This window comes from Leptotrichia sp. (genome assembly GCF_057270615.1).
Genome location: NZ_DBHIXN010000011.1, coordinates 1 through 17,606, shown reverse-complemented (window position 1 = coordinate 17,606; position 17,606 = coordinate 1). Strand labels below are relative to the sequence as shown.

Annotated in this window: 10 protein-coding genes and 1 pseudogene; 2 read left to right on the top strand and 9 right to left on the bottom strand. The window is 28.9% G+C overall.

The window, feature by feature from the left end; all coding sequences use genetic code 11:
• Nucleotides 1–212: 212 nt before the first annotated feature.
• From ACO409_RS03555 to ACO409_RS03540, 4 genes are all read right to left on the bottom strand, one after another.
• Nucleotides 213–857 (bottom strand): DUF4878 domain-containing protein, encoded by a 645-nt coding sequence (locus tag ACO409_RS03555; RefSeq protein WP_485554888.1) that lies wholly within the window; start codon nt 855–857, stop codon nt 213–215.
• A 140-nt stretch (nt 858–997) separates the two neighbouring features.
• Nucleotides 998–1,999, bottom strand: coding sequence for a UDP-3-O-(3-hydroxymyristoyl)glucosamine N-acyltransferase (gene lpxD / locus ACO409_RS03550; protein WP_485554886.1), 1,002 nt, complete (start codon nt 1,997–1,999; stop codon nt 998–1,000).
• Between the two features lie 469 nt (nt 2,000–2,468).
• Nucleotides 2,469–4,805 carry a BamA/OMP85 family outer membrane protein gene (locus ACO409_RS03545; protein WP_485554884.1) on the bottom strand — a complete coding sequence of 779 codons (2,337 nt, stop codon included), beginning with the start codon at nt 4,803–4,805 and terminating at the stop codon, nt 2,469–2,471.
• Nucleotides 4,806–4,813: 8 nt separating this feature from the next.
• Nucleotides 4,814–9,790 (bottom strand): translocation/assembly module TamB domain-containing protein, encoded by a 4,977-nt coding sequence (locus tag ACO409_RS03540; protein ID WP_485554882.1) that lies wholly within the window; start codon nt 9,788–9,790, stop codon nt 4,814–4,816.
• Between the two features lie 504 nt (nt 9,791–10,294).
• Between ACO409_RS03540 and ACO409_RS03535 the strand changes: the two genes are divergently transcribed.
• Complete coding sequence (locus ACO409_RS03535) at nt 10,295–11,587, top strand: OmpP1/FadL family transporter (RefSeq protein WP_485554880.1); 1,293 nt, start codon at nt 10,295–10,297, stop codon at nt 11,585–11,587.
• A gap of 423 nt (nt 11,588–12,010) precedes the next feature.
• A complete protein-coding gene (locus ACO409_RS03530; RefSeq protein WP_147004349.1) occupies nt 12,011–13,087 on the top strand; it encodes a M24 family metallopeptidase in 1,077 nt (358 codons plus the stop codon).
• 193 nt (nt 13,088–13,280) lie between these two features.
• Here the strand turns inward: ACO409_RS03530 and ACO409_RS03525 are convergent, their stop codons facing one another.
• The 5 genes and pseudogenes from ACO409_RS03525 to ACO409_RS03505 all read right to left on the bottom strand — a co-directional run.
• The gene (locus ACO409_RS03525; RefSeq protein ID WP_485554878.1) at nt 13,281–14,171 is read right to left on the bottom strand and encodes a DMT family transporter; all 891 of its coding nucleotides are present in this window, start codon (nt 14,169–14,171) and stop codon (nt 13,281–13,283) included.
• 93 nt (nt 14,172–14,264) lie between these two features.
• The gene (locus tag ACO409_RS03520) at nt 14,265–14,669 is read right to left on the bottom strand and encodes an adhesion protein FadA (RefSeq protein WP_485554876.1); all 405 of its coding nucleotides are present in this window, start codon (nt 14,667–14,669) and stop codon (nt 14,265–14,267) included.
• Nucleotides 14,670–14,748: 79 nt separating this feature from the next.
• Complete coding sequence (locus tag ACO409_RS03515) at nt 14,749–15,183, bottom strand: adhesion protein FadA (protein ID WP_485554875.1); 435 nt, start codon at nt 15,181–15,183, stop codon at nt 14,749–14,751.
• A gap of 234 nt (nt 15,184–15,417) precedes the next feature.
• On the bottom strand, nt 15,418–16,728 hold the full coding sequence (eno, locus tag ACO409_RS03510; protein WP_485554873.1) for a phosphopyruvate hydratase: 1,311 nt from the start codon (nt 16,726–16,728) through the stop codon (nt 15,418–15,420).
• Between the two features lie 638 nt (nt 16,729–17,366).
• A pseudogene (locus ACO409_RS03505) lies at nt 17,367–17,606 on the bottom strand (RNA-guided endonuclease TnpB family protein); the annotation flags it as partial.

Below are 17,606 nucleotides of genomic sequence, written 5' to 3'. Positions count from 1 at the left end.
CTCGCTACTAATTTTAGTTAAAACTTTTTTTAAAATTATAGCATTTATAATTTATCATTTTCACAAGTTCGCTAACTTAAATGATAACTTATTATACATTATAGCCCTTATAAACAAGTTTATATATATTTATTTTTTTCTTTGAAAAACAAAAAAACAACCAAACTTTTAAAATATAAGATAAAAGTATGATTGCTTTTTGATATTGAGATTTATTTATTTTGATTTCTAAGTTCTTCAGGTTTTTGTGATAATCCTGTTGAAGGTCCTGTTTCTGGTAATTCTGCTGGAGCTTGTTCTTCATTTTGTCCAAGATTTCCTAAATTTAATAATGTTGTATTAAGTTTTCCAAGTAACACATCAATATTTTCAGGTGTTACTACTATTTTTTCTCCTTGTGAAGTTTTTTTAACTACAAACTTAGTTACATTTTTTGCTTTTGGCTTATCTTTTGCTTCAAGCTCTTGCTTAAACATTTCTTCAACTGAAAGTGGTTTGGAATTTTTACTAGTAAAAACTTCCTGAGACATTTTTTTGAAAACTTGCGAAAATACTTTTTGCAAATCTAGATTTGTTACTTCTACAGTTACAATAGTAGTATCGTTATCTTGTTTTTCAGTTTTAATTATTTTATATTCAAGATTTTTTAACAATGTCTTAAAAAGTAGTTCCTGAATTTTATTAGCATAAGTTATTTCCAGATTTCCTTCAATATCATCATCAATAGCATATTTTGCTGCTTCTTTTGGTTTACCCGCCTTTATGTTGTTAATAAATTTTGAAACTGTGTAATTAGGCCCTGATCCACAGCTAACTAAACTTAAAAGCATAAGCATTCCTAATAATAATTTTTTCATCTATAACTCCCTTCTTTCTCTATTTATAGTACATTTCGATCTTTATTATTTATTCTACATCATTTAAATTAATAAGTCAAGGGAGTTTTAAAATTTTGATAAATAGTAGCAATTTATTTGATCACTATTTTTTATTTCCCCTAATTTTCCAATTTTTTTTCTAATTTTCTAACTCGTTTTACGAGTTCAGGAACTTTACCCATTGCCATTTTTACCCTCAAATCTTCAATATGTTCACGTAATGGGTACCCCGACATCTGTTTTCCATCTGGAACATTATTTGTAACACCTGATTTTGCTGCAATCACAACATTATTTCCAATTTTTAAATGCCCAGCTACTCCCACTTGTCCTGCAAGCGTTGAATTATCTCCCACTTCTACACTTCCAGAAATTCCAACTTGTGCAATAATAAAACAATTAGAACCAATTATATCATTATGAGCAATATGAACTAAATTATCAATTTTTGTACCTTTTTTTATAATCGTATCTCCAATTGCCCCTCTATCAACACAAGTATTTGCTCCAATTTCAACTTCATCTTCCAGGATAACATTTCCAATCTGCTCTATTTTTACATTGTTACCTTTTACCTTTATATAGCCAAATCCGTCAGAACCGATAACTGCTCCTGGTTGAAAAATACATTTTTTCCCAATTTTAGAAAACTCTCTAATAGTAACATTTGAATAGATAATTGTTCCATCTCCAATTTCAGTTCCTTCCAAAATTGAAACATTTGGATAAATTACAACATTTTTACCGATTTTTACATTATGTCCAATATAAGTATTAATTTTTGAAACATTTGCTGTTTCATCTATTACAGCCGAATCTTCTATTGCTTTTTCAAACGGTTTTGTTTTTGGCTTAAAATAATTTAATAAAATTGGCATCAATTCTCTCGGATTTTTTTCAACAACAATATACGTTCTATCTTTTGGTAAACTTTCCAACGGTGGAACAATTATTGCACCAGCATTACATTTATCAATACTTTTCAACATTTTTTCATCTGCCGCAAAAGTTAATTCATCTTTTGTCGCATAAAAAAATGGCGATAATCTTTTGAAATGCAAATTTTCATTTCCATTTATTTTTCCGCCAATTAATTTTGCAATTTCTTTTATATCATACATTTTGAACATCTCCTTATTTACTTTTTTATATCCACTTGCAAAAGTATAAGAATTAAGCACAATATTTTTTAATGCTTGACTTTCTTATTTTTCACCACTTTCTGGCAAAGTAGTTTAACTAATTATAAATACTGCCTTTAATTCACTTGCTTTTACAATCACCTATATTTTTTTATCTGCTTCCATTTAAACAGCAAATTTTTACTAAAAAATCAAAATTCCTTACTTTGCTTTTGAGTTTAGCATTAAATCATTTTTACTATAGTCTAATGCTTATCTTTTGTTTCAAAATAAATTTTATGGTTATAAAATTATAGGGATGAAATCAATCATCCCATATAATTTATAGTACTAAACTTAAAATTGTGAATACTTTGCTCAAGTTCTAGTTTTATTTAATTTTTATCAATTTTGTTTTAAGAAACATGAGCATGCTTTCAAATTTTTTATTTTGATTTATCCAAAAAAATTAGAATGATTGTCCAAAACTAAAGTAGAACTTACCTTTATCTTTTTTCTCACCCTTTTTCTCAGGATCCATAGGCCAACCATAATCAAATCTTAACGGTCCAATTGGCGTATCCAATCTTACTCCAACTCCATAACCTTTTTTAAGGTCTTTAAAGTCATGAGATGATTTTCTGTCTGGTTTATATATTTTTTTACCAGTAATTGGATCTCTCGATTCTTTTTGCCAAGCATTACCAATATCAAAGAATGCTACTAATTGTAATGTATCATTAATTTTTGTTCTATTTTCAACAGTTGCATGGAACTTATCATATCCATCAAATGCACCATAATCATATCCACGAACTGATTCTGCTCCACCAATGCTGAATTTTAATGCTTCTGGAGTTCCGCTTCCTGTTGATCCCCAAGCCACTCTATATGCCATTATATTTTTGTCGCCAAAGAATGTTTTATGATAAGCTCTTAAATCTGTTTCAAACTGATCATAACTTCTAGGATCATTTATAAGTTCTCCTCTTTCATAAGAAAGTGTAGCATAAATTCCTCTTGTAGGGCTGTACTGATTATTTCTTGTATCGTAAATTAACGATGGTCCTATTGCAAATAAATTATATTTGTCATTTACTGTTTTATTTCCAAGTAATTCTCTATAATGATCAAATCTTGCTGCCAATCTTACATAAAGATCACTATTAAGACCCTTACCGATTGTCCAACGAGTTCCGATTTTTTTAACTTTTTCTACTTCATCTGGATCTGCATTATCGTCTACTGACTGATTCCAATAAAATGTTCCTCCAGCTTGAACACGTTCGGTTCCTCTTAGCCATGGATCAAACCAGCTAACTTCAAATGTCTTGTCTCCTTTATTTGAAGCAGATAATGTAGCTGAAGCATCTTGCCCTCTTCCTAAAAAGTTTGAATCTGATAATTTAAGTTCTCCTACTAATCCAACAGAAGTTCCGTAAGAAATACTTCCATTAATTGTAGTAGTTGGACGTTCTTCCACAAGCAGTTTTACAACTCTTGCATTTGGATCGTCTTCTTTTCCTTCAAGAACTGGCTCTATTGAAGTAAACATTCCTGTTCTATAAAGTTCATCTACCGTATCCTTTATATTTTTAGTTTGAAAAATTTGTCCAGGTTTTATTTTTTGAACTCTTTCAAATATATAAGGTTTTGTTCTTAAAATAGAACGTTTTGCTGATAATCTTTCGTTATCTTTTCTAGTAGAAGCTTTTTCAAATTCTACTGAATCAACAACTCCTTCTGACAATCCTACTTTCACATCTCCTTCATTTGAAACATTTATTGATTCAATTCTTGCAACAGAATATCCATCTTTGTTGTATAATTTTATTACTCCATTTTCATCAGGATTCAATAAGTTACCATTTAAAATTTCTCCTCTTTTAACACCTAAAGCTTTTTCTAATTCTGCATCTTTATAAAGTGTATTACCTTCAAAAGTTATATTTTTGATAACTGGATTTTCTTTTACTTCATAAACTATTGAAACTGTATTATCAGCTTTTCTGTCAATTTTTGGCTCAACTGTTGAGAAATAACCAGCATCAAATATTTTTTGTCCTCCATCAACCGCTTTTTGCGGTATGAAAATATCTCCTGGCTTAATCGGCAAGCTCTTTAAGTATTTTTCCTTATCTTGACTGCGAGCTTGCAGCCCTTCAATATCAACACTTGTTACAGTATATTCTGTTTCCTTTTTCATTTCTTCCTGCATTTGTTTTTTTTGGATAAGTGCTGCGGCATTTTCAACTTCTGAAACTTCAACCGTTATATTTACAGTATTTCCTCGAATTTTCGGATAAACATTTGCATCTGCCACATATCCTGTTCTTTTTAATTCAAGATAAATATCACTAAGATCTTTATTAGTGTATGTATCTCCTGATTTTACAGTTATTTTTGACAACAGGAAGTCTGGAGATAATTCCTTTAAGTTTGAAAATTCAATTGAACCAACTTTTAAATCATCTCTTGTTTCTCTGTCAGCTTCAAAGATATTCTCTTTTCTTCCTTTTCCTTTTACTGCTCGACGTGCAGCATTTTTTCTATCTCTTTTAGCTCTCTTATCTCCTAATTCATTACCCATTTCCACTTCTTCAGCGTCATATTTGCTCTTTATATCTGAAATTTTATCGTTACTTTCTAACTCTTCCTTGGTAGATATTCTACCTGCATTATCTGCCAATTCCATTCCAGCTACTGTACTTTTTTCTTCAGCTTGCGACAAATTATTTACAGACATAAATAATGTTACAGTAATAATAAAAGCATAAATTTTATTTTTTACTTTTTGTTTCGACATTTTTCCTCCTATTTTTTTAATGTATCCAATTTTTTCTTCCTAAATATCTTTTTTAAAATATCTCCGAATGTATCGGCTCTTGTTGAAAAATCGACTCCAAAATAATAATTTATTCTTGAACTGTTATTTACATTCATACGAGAACTAGGTTTTTTTAAACTTTCTCCTCCAACTCTTAAATCCAGCCCATTTGAAACACTGTAACTCAACCATCCATTATATCCAATCGGATTTTTTTCATCATTTTTTGAAGTCTGGTACGGAAATTTAACTGCGGCATTCCAAAATAGTTTATCCTTATATAAATTGTCCTGCAATGTAAGTGTTGTTGCAGCACTATATTCTCCTGTCTTATTAGAACGATCAACATTTGTAGAAACATCAAATTTAGATATTCCTAATGCATCTTTGATCTTACTAGTTACCGATGAAAGAAATAGTTCATTTAATGCAGTATTAGCCAAAGATCCTGCTACTACTAATCCATCAGCTGAATTATCTCCACTTCCATTATGCTTACCACCATTATTTCCAACTACAGTGTTGAATGCAAGTAATGATATTATTTCTTCCTTTGTTTTTCCAGAAGAAGATGTGAATCTAATTTCAGGATTGCTTACATTTCCATTTACACTTATCTCTATTCTGTCACCATTTACTATCGTACTAGCATCTAAAATCACAAATGGATCTGATACAGAAGTCGTTACATTATTAATTGACGGAACAAATCTTATTTGTGCTCCTTCAATTTTAAAGTCATTCCCGTTTACAGAAAACGATCCTTTTGTAATACTGTATTCTCCATCTATTCCAACTTGACCATCAGCATAAGTAACTTCAGACGAACCCTTTACTGTACCCTTTATATTTCTTACGATACTTACATTTGGAATATTAATTTTTACATTGTTTCCAGCTTGTACACCTAGATTGACTGTATATTGTTTCATTATTTTATCAACCACTTCTTCTACAATTCCTTCCACAATTGTTTTATCTTGTGTTTTCTTAATTTTCTGCGTTGAATCTTCTGTACTAGAACTTACATTTTTCGATGAGTTAAAATTTGGAATTTCCCGTATTTGAGCATTATTTACAACAAGATCTCCAAATAATCGGTTTTCTGTAAACACAGCATTTCCACTAAGTGCAAAATCTATTCCTGTTCCATAATGAATCCCAACATTATCAAGATTTGCATTTAATTCAAATTTTCCAAGTTCCAATCGCTTTGTTTTCATAAAATCCTCAGGAATTGTTGGAACATCTAGATCTCCTGTTACTTTAAAAATTCCTCCGTTATATCCTCCATCCAGACGATTTACTATAAGCTTATTATTTTTTAAATCAATATTAGCATTTACATTATCTACGAGCGTTAATTTATCTTTTGTCTTATAATTAAAATTATTAAGTAAAACATGTCCTGTCGTAGCTTCATTTGAAAAAATTGCGTCTATATTTGCAATTCCGCTTGCTTGCTCTATATTTTTATCAATTCCTAGAAAATCCAAGTTAAAGTCTTTTGCCAACATAGAAACATTATATTTTATCGGCTTAAATTGAACATATCCATTTACAAGAAGTGGATTGTTTTCGTATTCCAGATAAAACTGTCCAATATTTAAAGATTTCTCATTAGCCTGCAAGTCAATATCCACATTTTTTACTGGAAATCCACTAAGTTTAATTGAATCCGCCTTAATTTTAAGTCCAGATATGAATTTTTCAAAGCTTCCACGATACATAAATCCCAAGTCTATATCTCCGCTATAGCCCTTATCCTTCAAATCCTGTATTGAATCAAGCGAAAACTTTTGTTTTTCTAGCTGATAATCAATGTTTACATTTGCCAAATCAAATTTAGTTTGTGTTTCAAATAAAGTTTCTTGATTATCTCCAATAAATCTTAATTTTTGCAAATCAAATGTTCCATATTTAAATAATTTATTTATATTCCCATTTGAATATTTTATATCAGCAACAATATGTGGTATTTTATAAGTCTTAAAACTCATATTCCCTAAAGCTACTTGTCCTTCCAGATTAAAATTATTTAGATTTCCTTTAAGCTTAAGATTTGATTTTGTTCCGAATGTCAGATCTTTCATCTCCAGAAGTTTTGGAATATCAGGCTCATTTAGACTAAGCCCAATATCCGAAATTCCTGTATTTAAGTTATAGGTTCCTTGCAATCTATTATCACGTAAAGTTACATCATCAAATCTCATAATTCCATCTTTTATGCTAATTGATGCATTTGTATCACCTATATAAGTTGATTTTATTGATGTGGGAGCAGATGGTATTGTTATACTTCCAGAGAGTTTATCTACTGTTCCCGTTAAATTTGCATTTAAGTTTTTAACTTTCAAATTTACTTTTGATGGAGAAGTGTCATAAAGCATATAATCTCTTAATCCTGCATTTATATCCATTTTACCAGTTTTAAGATTATATTTACCGCTTGCATCTAAATTTTCATTTTTAGCACTTAAAATATTAACAACATTGTCTTTTATTTTAAGATTAGCTGTTACATCCTTTAAACGCTGATAACCAAACCACAATTCATCCATCTTTGTATTAGCTGTCATATCTAAATTCAATAAATTATTAACTTTACCTCTGGCATGTAATTTTTCATATTCTCCTATATATTCTCCATAAGGACTGTAAAATTCATAATTTCCAGAAAGTTTATCTGGTGTTCCTGACAAATTAGCATTCAATGTCCCAATTTTTACATTTACTTTCGATGGTAAGTCATTACTAGATAACATATAATTTTTCAATCTTGTATTTATATCCATTTTACCGGTTTTAATATCATATCTACCGCTTGCATCTAAATTTTCATTTCTAATACTTGCAATATTTACAACATTGTTTTTTATTTCAAGATTACTTGTTACATTTCTTAGACGTTGATTTTCAAGCTGTAATTCACTTGCCTTTGCATTAACTGTCATATCCAAATTTGATAAGTCATTAATCTTACCGTTGGCATGTAACTTTTTATATTTTACTATATATTCTCCGTAAGGACTATAAAGTTCATAAGTACCATAAAACTTATCTTTTATGCCATTAATCCTGGCTACAGCACTTGCAGGCAGCTTTGCTTTATCCAGCCCATTGAAGTTATATCCATTAGCCCTTAGCAATTTTGCAGCATCAACATTTTTTAAATTGAGGGAGTATGAATGTTTCATATCAGAAGTTGTCACTCCGCTTATATTCACGACTCCCCCACCTTTTATTCCTGCTGATCCACTTATTTTGTAATTTCCGTTACGAATTTTTATATTAACGTTTATAGTTTTTACAAAAGGGACTGAAAGATCTTTTACCTTTGCCTTAATTCTTCCAGAACGAAGTACCTTTTTACTATTAAGTTTCATAATCAGATTATTGACGTTAGGACTAATTTTATAGGATTTTCCACCATAATTTACAGTAAAGTATCCATTGCTTCTTGCATTGACCACAACTGTCTGTGTTTTTGGATTTACTGTATAATTTCCCCTTAAAACATTAGATCTTACTGTACCTGTTATAATATTTTTAGGAGAAATTTTTGCACTTCCTGTAATCCTTTTAATATCAAAATCAGACCCAAGATTATTTAATACATAATCTCCTGATCCAGTTTTCTTTTTCAAGTCATATACAAATTTTCCAACCTTAACATCTTCATTTATTTTAAATCCTGAAAATTCTTGATTAAATATAAATGATGTATCACTTAAAGTTAACTTTTCATTTGTAATTTTCATATTAGTCTTTACATTTTGAAAATCAGAATTTGAAATTCTTATATTGTCTGAAGAAAACTTACCATCAAGCGTTCCCTTTTTACTCTTTGTATCGACATTTAATTCAAGATTTCCTGAAATTGCACCTTCAGCTTCAATTTTTGCATCTTTAATTATTTTGTAACGTGCAACTTGATCAAATGGAAGTTTATCTGCAACTAATTTCAAATTCATTTTTTGAGTCTGTATGAAATATGCCATTGTCAAAGTTACTGGACTTTCACTCAATTTAGTATTTGCATTAACTGTAATTTTGTCTTTTTTCATATCAACTACAGCATTAACGCCTTCAATATCACCGTCAAAATCAACATAAGACAATTTTCCGTTTTTAATTTTCAAACTTCCTAAAACTTGCATTGCTTTTTTGATTTTATCGTGTTTTAATTTTAGCACACCTGTAAGTATTCCGCCTTTTACTTTTATCATATCAAGCGGTACATATTGTCCCAGTTCTTCAGTTATTCCAACATTTTCAAAACCAAAATTCAGTCGAAATTCTTTTCTTCTTTCATCGCTGTTTTTTATTTTATCAAACATTGAATATATCGATTGCTTAGACTTCATAAGACTTTTTAATTCGATCTTTAACACTTCTGTTTTTCCATCTTCGCTTTTATTTCCAAAACCTTTTGCAACAAGTGAAAAACCACGAGATTTTGCTGTTTCCAATTTCCCATTCACTTTTTTCAACGTTTTTCTTATCTTTTTAGCATACGTTACATCTGTATAATTTAAAATTGTATTGTGAATATGAAGTTTTCCAATTCTACTTGTCGGGTCAAATGTTTTCGGTTTTTTAGGATCTTTTTTTATTACGTGAAAAATATTAAAATCATTATCTTTTCTACGCTCTAAATTTACAATTCCATTATACACATCAATCCTGTTAAGCCTTGTTGGCATAAGAAGACTTATTCCAGCTGTAGTCTTTTTAGCATCAATAACCACATTTCCTGAAAGATCTTTAACTTTTAAGTTGTCAATTTGAATTTTACTAAATCCGATTAACTTGACATCTCTAAATTCAACATTCATTCCGCTGCTCTTCAAAATCAAAGTCAGTACGCCTCTAAAGTTTTTTGTTGAAATATAAAACTTTAATACAAATAACGACATTAGAAGAAAAATAAATACAATCAAAGATCTCTTTATGTATTTCATCTCACGTTTTTTACCTCCTCTTCTATTTTTTTTTTGAAAAGGATAATTATTTTCATTGTCCTAATTTCCATTCTACTTTCTTTTTTTATTTTATGTACAAATTTTATGTTCAAAAGAAGGTACCTTTTTTATTTTATCATAAATTTTCATAAAAATCTATTATTATATATGTTTTTTTCACTTAGAAAAAATTAAACTTAATAATTTAACCTATTTTTTAAATTAAAAAAAAATTTTGTAATAAGAACAAATTTATTGACTTTTTATATAACACATGTTATATTATTTATAATTAAAATTTTAAAGAAAAAATATATTAATTTAAAAGATAATTGTAAAAATAAAAGCTATAAAAATTAAATAACAATATTTGAATTATAATTGAAAAATATAATTTATATTTTATTTGTTTTTTTATTAAAAAAAATCTTAAAATACTGTATTAATTAGATTTTACAGACTTTTATAACTGAAAAAAATCAACTAAATTTAAGGAGAAAAATTATGAAATTAAAAATAGCCATTATATCAATTTTAGCTACAATTTTCGCAAATGCGGCAAGTATTGACTATCTATCAAATAATTCAGCCTCATACTTTCAAAATCCATCACAAACAGGACAAATTTCTGTAGAAGGTGTATTTTATAATCCAGCAGGAACAGCATTTTTAGATGACGGAACTTATATCAATGCAAATTTACAAAATTCAATGATTGATGAATCAATGACATTAAAAGGAAAAAAATTAAAATCCCATAGATATGCAGGAGCACCGTCATTCAATCTTTTATATAAAAAAAATAATTACTCACTTTTTGGAAATCTAAGCGTTATTGCAGGTGGAGCTACTCTTCGCTATAATGATGGAGTTGCTGGAATTGAGCTAGCTGGACAAACTTTTAATAACATTACAGGTGGAAAACTTGGAGCAAAAGTTGTAAAAAACCGTTTCACAGGACAAAATCGTTATTATCAGCTAATGCTTGGAAGCGCTTATAAATTTAACGATACTTTCTCAATGTCAGGTGGTCTTAAATATGTTTATGCCCATAGAAAATTAGATGGAGAGGCACAATATGACTACAATCCACTCGTAGGAACAGCAATTGGACTTAAAAAAAATTATTTATCAATGAACTCAAAACGTAATGCTGAAGGTATCGGTGGAATCATTGGATTTGACTACAAACCTACTGATACTTTAAATTTTGCAGTAAAATATGAAACACCTGTAAAATTAAAATTTAAGTCAAAAGCTCAGGAAAATAATAAAATGCTTGTTGCAGGACGACCTTTAGGAATTTCATTCTTCTATCCAGAATACGCAGATGGAGTTAATTTAAGACGTGACTTGCCAGGAGTTTTGGCATTAGGAGTTTCAAAAGATGTAAACAAATGGACTTTTTCTGGCGGATATACGCATTATTTCAATAAATCTGCAAAAATAGACAGATTCAAGTATAATGATGGATATGAAGTAAACTTTGGGGCAGATTACAGAATTAATGACAAATTTACTTGGCACGCTGGATTCAACTACGCAGATACTGGAGCAAAAAAAGAATCATTCTCTGATGTGGAATATGCAATAAATTCCCAAATTTATGCAACTGGACTTACCTACAAGCCAACAGAATCTTCAGAATGGAAATTTGGACTAGCACACGTAAACTTTAATTCTTCCAACGGAAAACGTGAAAAAACTTCCCTTCCAGGAATTACTATTGATAAATCAAAAGTAAAATATGATAAAAACGTAAATGTGTTCACAGTTGGATACACACATAAATTTTAGAATTTAAACTTCTCTAATTTTTATGATAATAATCGCAAAAATCATAATCTATTATAAAATAAAAATTAGTCATTAGACTTGTTCAATTTAGAATTTAACAAAATAAATATTCTAAAGCAAGGGATCTTGATCTTTTGTTAAGTAAAAAAAATTAAGTTATTGAACAGATCTTTTTGGCTATTTTTTATTTTTACTTTAAATTATTTTCACAAATTCAGATAAATTATAAACTACTAAATCTCATTTAAAAAACAAAAATTATATTTTAGACTACTTGCTATTTTGAACTTTTTCCAAAAATTCATAATTAATTTACTATTTAAATGTGAATAAAAAAGAAAAAGTAAAAAAATAAATAGAAAAAACTTCTAATTTATGTTACACTTTAAAAGTAAAAAATTTTAATAAAAAAGAGGGAAAAACATGGAAAAAAGAACTGAAAAATTATCAAGAATCTTAAATGAACTGAATATTGACGGATTATTTATTACAGATTTGTATAATATTCGATATTTTACTGGATTTACAGGGACTACTGGAGTTGCTCTTGCGACAAAAAATGGAAATTTTTTCTTTTCAGATTTTAGATATAAAGCACAAGCCACTAAGCAAGTTACTGAAATGGGATTTGAATTTGTGGAAGTTTCTCGTGGTTCGCTTCAAACAGTTGGAGAATATATAAAGAAATTTGGACTAAAAAATGTCGGATTTGAAGATATTAATGTTTCATTTTCGCTTTATCAAACAATTAAAGATATTTTTAAAGTGGAATTAGTTCCTGTTGGAAATAAACTTGTGATGGAAAGAATGGTAAAATCTGACGAAGAAATTGCCCTTATTAAAAAAGCTGTAGAAATTAGTGACGTGGCATTTTCAGAAGCCTTAAAAATAATAAAAGAAGGTGTTTCTGAAAAGGAAGTCTCTTCATACATGGAATATATTCAAAGAAAATTAGGAGCTGATGACCGTTCATTTACAACAATTTTTGCCAGCGGTTATCGTTCAGCTATGCCACATGGAGTAGCTTCTGATAAAAAAATTCAAAAAGAAGAATTTATTACAATGGATTTTGGAGCATATTATGAAGGATATGTCTCAGATATAACAAGAACTGTTTATTATGGAAATAATATTACAGATAGACACAAGGAAATTTACAATACTGTTCTAGAAGCTCAATTACTGGGAATAGAAACAATAAAAGAAGGTGTAATGTCAGATGAAGTTGATAAAGTTGTCAGAAATTTCTTTAATGAAAAAGGATATGGCAAATATTTTGGACATGGATTAGGACATGGAATTGGTGCTGAAATTCACGAATTGCCTTACTTATCTTCTGCTTCTCAAATTGAATTAAAGGAAAATATGGTCGTTACTTCTGAACCTGGACTTTATTTTGATGGATGGGGCGGAGTCAGAATTGAAGATGATGTCGTAGTTAAAAAAGATGGAAGAGAAGTATTAAATAAGAGTAACAAAGAATTAATTATCCTATCTTAAAATATTTTTAAATTTTTTAAATCAAATCTTAAAAACAATATTTTTTTGAACCAAGGGGTCTTAACCCCTTGGTAAATAATATATAATTTAAATTATAATACTAAAACTAATTAATACTTCTTATCAAATAATTTTTAATAGTTCAATTTTAAATAAGTTCAATATAATTCAATATTTATAACAAATCTTTATATCACAATCTTTTTTCCAAAATAAAAATTGACATAAATACTAATATAAATCCAATTAATTCAATAACAGAAAACCTTAATCCAAAAATAATTACCGATAATATCGCTGCTAGAACAGGCTCAAAAGCTGTTAAAATTCCTGCAAGTGAAGAAGAAATACAGTTTAAACTTGCAATATAAATTAAATATGCAAGCGAAGTTCCTAAAATTACTACAATTATTACTTGAATAATAGATTTTAAATTTACGTCTCCTTGTATTTTCCAAATTGGGTGAACAATATTTGAAATTATGCTTCCTACAATCATTCCCCACCCAACTACAGTTATACTTCCATATTTTTTCAAAAGTTTTTTTGGATAAATTGAATAAAAAGCAATCATAATTGCAGAAACAAGTCCAAACAATAATGCCTCTGGTGAAACAGACAAACTTGAAATTCTTCCTTTAGTTGCTATAAATGCAACACCTAAAACTGTCATAATAAGTAAAATCAATGTCGAAACAGCTGGAATTTTTTTATTCTTTATAGATTCATAAATAAATATAAAAAATGGTGCTGTAAACTGCAAAATCGTTGCAAATGAAACATTGCTAATCTCAATTGTTTTAAAATACGTATATTGAACTAAATACATTCCTGCAGCTCCAAATAAAATTATTCCAATAAAATCTCTTCTATTTTTTAACGGTCTTAAAACAGATTTTTTTTCAATCAAAATGACTACTACAAAAAGTAATATTCCAGAAATTAATGTTCTTGTAGACACTAACCAATTTGATGAAAAATTATATTTTTTAAATAAAATTTCCCCAGATATTCCTGATATAGCCCATAAGCTAGAAGCCAGACTTGCTAGTAACATTCCTTGCATTTTCATTTTCTTTTTCATAGTAATTTCCTTCCAAAAAAAATTTTTTATACTAAAAAAAATGCCTTTCCAAATAATTTGTAAAAGCATCTTTTTTATATCAAATCCTGTTTACTATCTTAAAGATTTAATTAATTCAAAGTTGTTAATAACTTGTTGTTCTTTAGCAATTTCTTTTTCTAATTGACTTTTTAAATTTTTATATTCAGCAGCTTTAGCTTTGAATTCTTTTCCAAAAATACTTGTATCTTCGTTTGCTTCAATTTCAGCAAGTCTTTCGTCAATTTTAGCTTGCATTGCTGTATAGTTTTCTAATCTTTGAGATGCTGCATTTGCTTGAGCTTCTTGTTCTCTGTATTTTGCATCTTCCATTTGTTGTAATTTGTTTAATTGATTTTCTAAGTTGTTTAAACTGTTTTCAATTGATCCACCTGATTGTTTAACTACTTTTGCAGGTGCTGCAAATGAAACACTGCTTAATACTAATACTCCTAATAATACTGCTAATTTCTTTTTCATCTTCTATCTACGAGAATTAAACATAAATTATTTTAATTTATACCTTATATCTCGTATCTCCTTTCACTTTTTATTTTTATTAATTACCTTCTTTTAAAGATTGAATAGCTGCAAAATTTTCAACTGTTGTATTTAAAGATTTAATTTCTGCATCCAATGCTTTAACTACAGCTTTGTATTGTTTTGCTAAATCAGCATATTGAGCTTTAAATGCTTTTGAATCTGCTGCTGATTCAATTTTTGCAATTCTTTCTTCAATTTGAGATTTTTGAGCTTCTTTTTCAGCTAATTTAGCTGTTGCAGCATCAGCATTTGCTTTTAATTTGTTGTACTCTTGGTTTTCCATATTTACCAATCTTTCGTATTCTGCTTCTAATTGAGTAAATCTACCAGTTACAGTTTGAGCTGCTACTGTTTTTGTAGTTTTAACTTTTGTAGTTTTTGTAATTTTTGTAGAAGTAGCTGAAAATGATAAAGCACTCAAAAGTACAAATAAAATTCCAACTTTTTTCATTTTTTTGCCTCCTAATTATTTATCAGTTTTAATTATCTTTTATATTATATATCATTTAGCAATAATTGTCAATTTTTTCTGTAAATTAAATTGTATAAAAAAAATTATATTTAAAAGGGAACTTCTTGGAAAGTATGTATTATTATAAAATTACACATATTTACCAAGCTCTTCGGTATGTCCCTACCCTGAAAATTTATAACAACATTATTTTTATAATTTTATATTAATCTATTATTTAATGTTAATGTTATAGAATGCTTTTTTACCTTCGTAAACAGCTTCATCTGCTAAATCGTCTTCAATTCTTAATAATTGGTTATATTTAGCCATTCTATCTGTTCTTGAAGCAGATCCTGTTTTAATTTGTCCTGCATTTGTAGCAACTGCGATATCAGCAATTGTATCATCTTCAGTTTCTCCTGATCTGTGAGATACTACTGCAGTATATCCTGCTTTTTTAGCCATTTCGATAGCATCTAATGTTTCTGTTAAAGTACCAATTTGGTTTACTTTAATCAAAATTGAGTTAGCAACTCCTTTTTCAATTCCGTCTGCTAATCTCTTAGTGTTAGTAACGAATAAATCGTCTCCTACTAATTGAACATCTTTTCCTAAAACATCAGTTAATTTTTTGAATCCAGCCCAATCATCTTCAGCTAATCCATCTTCAATTGATACAATTGGATATTTAGAAGTTAAATGTTTGTACCATTCGATCATTTCATCAGAACTTCTTACAACTCCACCTTCTCTTTTGAATGTATAAGTGTAAGATCCGTCAGCGTTTTGAGTAGCAAATTCAGATGAAGCGGCATCCATTGCGAATGTAACGTCTTCTCCTAATTTGTATCCAGCAGCTTCAACAGCTTGAGAAATTACATCTAAAGCTCCTTCAGTACCGTTAATGTTAGATGGTGCGTATCCACCTTCGTTTCCTACGTTAGTAGAATCTCCATTTGCTTTTAAGATTTTTCCTAAGTGGTGGAAAATTTCAGATCCCATTCTTAAAGCTTCTTTGTAAGTTTTAGCTCCTACTGGTTGTACCATGAATTCTTGAACGTCAACAGCTGAATCAGCATGTGATCCACCATTTAAGATGTTCATCATTGGTACTGGTAATTCTTTAGCGTTTACTCCACCTAAATATCTGTATAAAGGTATACCTAATTGATTAGCTGCTGCTTTAGCTACTGCTAATGAAACTCCTAAGATTGCGTTAGCTCCTAATTTACCTTTGTTAGGTGTTCCGTCTAACTCGATCATAGCTTTATCAATAGCTACTTGGTCTAAAGCGTCAAATCCGATTAAGTGTTCAGCGATAACTTTGTTTACGTTTTCTACTGCTTGTAATACACCTTGTCCTAAATATCTAGATTTGTCACCATCTCTTAATTCAACTGCTTCGTGCACTCCAGTTGATGCTCCAGATGGTACAGAAGCTCTTCCCATTGCTCCACCTTCTAAGTAAACTTCAACTTCTACAGTTGGATTTCCTCTTGAATCAAGTATCTCTCTTGCATAGATATCTTCAATTCTAGTCATTTTTAATTACCTCCATAAATTTATTTAATTATATATTTCTTATGTTAATTATACCACAATGTTCATTTATTTCAAAACAAAATTTCTATTTTTTGAAAAAAATTAATATAATTTAGTGAACTGCTCCTTCTTTTAAAAGCATAAACTTCTTGATAAGTATCTACAATTTAGCAAGCTTTTCGATATATTCCTGCTCTATTTTTTATTTCTCTAATATTATCTTTCCTGATTTTCTTATATTCAGTACCGCATTATAACCTTTATAAATCTTAATTACACAACATTTATAGTAAAAATGATTTAAAACTAAACTCAAAAATTGCAACTATTTACTCAAACTCTAAATTTATACGATTTTTAATAGTTTAATTTTGAGTAGATTTAAGTATGTATTTATATTTTTTTACAAAAAAAGCAATTCATCTCCCACTTATAAAAAGCTTGTGACTTCTTGCTATCTTTTGTTAAAATTTTATTTACCTATCATATATTTCTGAACCTCCCACGACTAAAGTCGCAGGGTTCTAAAATCTTTAAAAATATTCAAAAATTTTCTAAGAAGTTTGATAGCTTTACACTACCCTTATTCTTTTAGGTGTGTTCAGTTCACCTCTATTGTATAGGACGCTTAAATCCACAACTTTTTTTACCTCATAAGTATATTGAATTTCAAAGTACCTAGAATGTTGTTTGGGTATTATTCTAATCTCTTTTATCTTCTTGTCTTTTAATACTGGTGGCAGCTTAATTTTAACTTCCTGATGAGTTTTCTTAAACGAATTTGAATAAGGAACTATCAGCATATCATCTTTTAATCTAACAAAACCTATAACAAGAGTAGTAAAACTATCTTTAGCAAGATATTTAGGTAATTTTAT

Excerpts from the sequence above, each read along its gene's own strand:
- ACO409_RS03525 (WP_485554878.1), bottom strand. The coding sequence starts at position 14,171 with ATGAAAAAGAAAATGAAAATGCAAGGAATGTTACTAGCAAGTCTGGCT.
- ACO409_RS03520 (WP_485554876.1), bottom strand. The coding sequence starts at position 14,669 with ATGAAAAAGAAATTAGCAGTATTATTAGGAGTATTAGTATTAAGCAGT.
- ACO409_RS03545 (WP_485554884.1), bottom strand. The coding sequence starts at position 4,805 with ATGTCGAAACAAAAAGTAAAAAATAAAATTTATGCTTTTATTATTACT.
- eno (WP_485554873.1), bottom strand. The coding sequence starts at position 16,728 with ATGACTAGAATTGAAGATATCTATGCAAGAGAGATACTTGATTCAAGA.
- ACO409_RS03515 (WP_485554875.1), bottom strand. The coding sequence starts at position 15,183 with ATGAAAAAAGTTGGAATTTTATTTGTACTTTTGAGTGCTTTATCATTT.
- ACO409_RS03530 (WP_147004349.1), top strand. The coding sequence starts at position 12,011 with ATGGAAAAAAGAACTGAAAAATTATCAAGAATCTTAAATGAACTGAAT.
- ACO409_RS03535 (WP_485554880.1), top strand. The coding sequence starts at position 10,295 with ATGAAATTAAAAATAGCCATTATATCAATTTTAGCTACAATTTTCGCA.
- lpxD (WP_485554886.1), bottom strand. The coding sequence starts at position 1,999 with ATGTATGATATAAAAGAAATTGCAAAATTAATTGGCGGAAAAATAAAT.
- ACO409_RS03555 (WP_485554888.1), bottom strand. The coding sequence starts at position 857 with ATGAAAAAATTATTATTAGGAATGCTTATGCTTTTAAGTTTAGTTAGC.
- ACO409_RS03540 (WP_485554882.1), bottom strand. The coding sequence starts at position 9,790 with ATGAAATACATAAAGAGATCTTTGATTGTATTTATTTTTCTTCTAATG.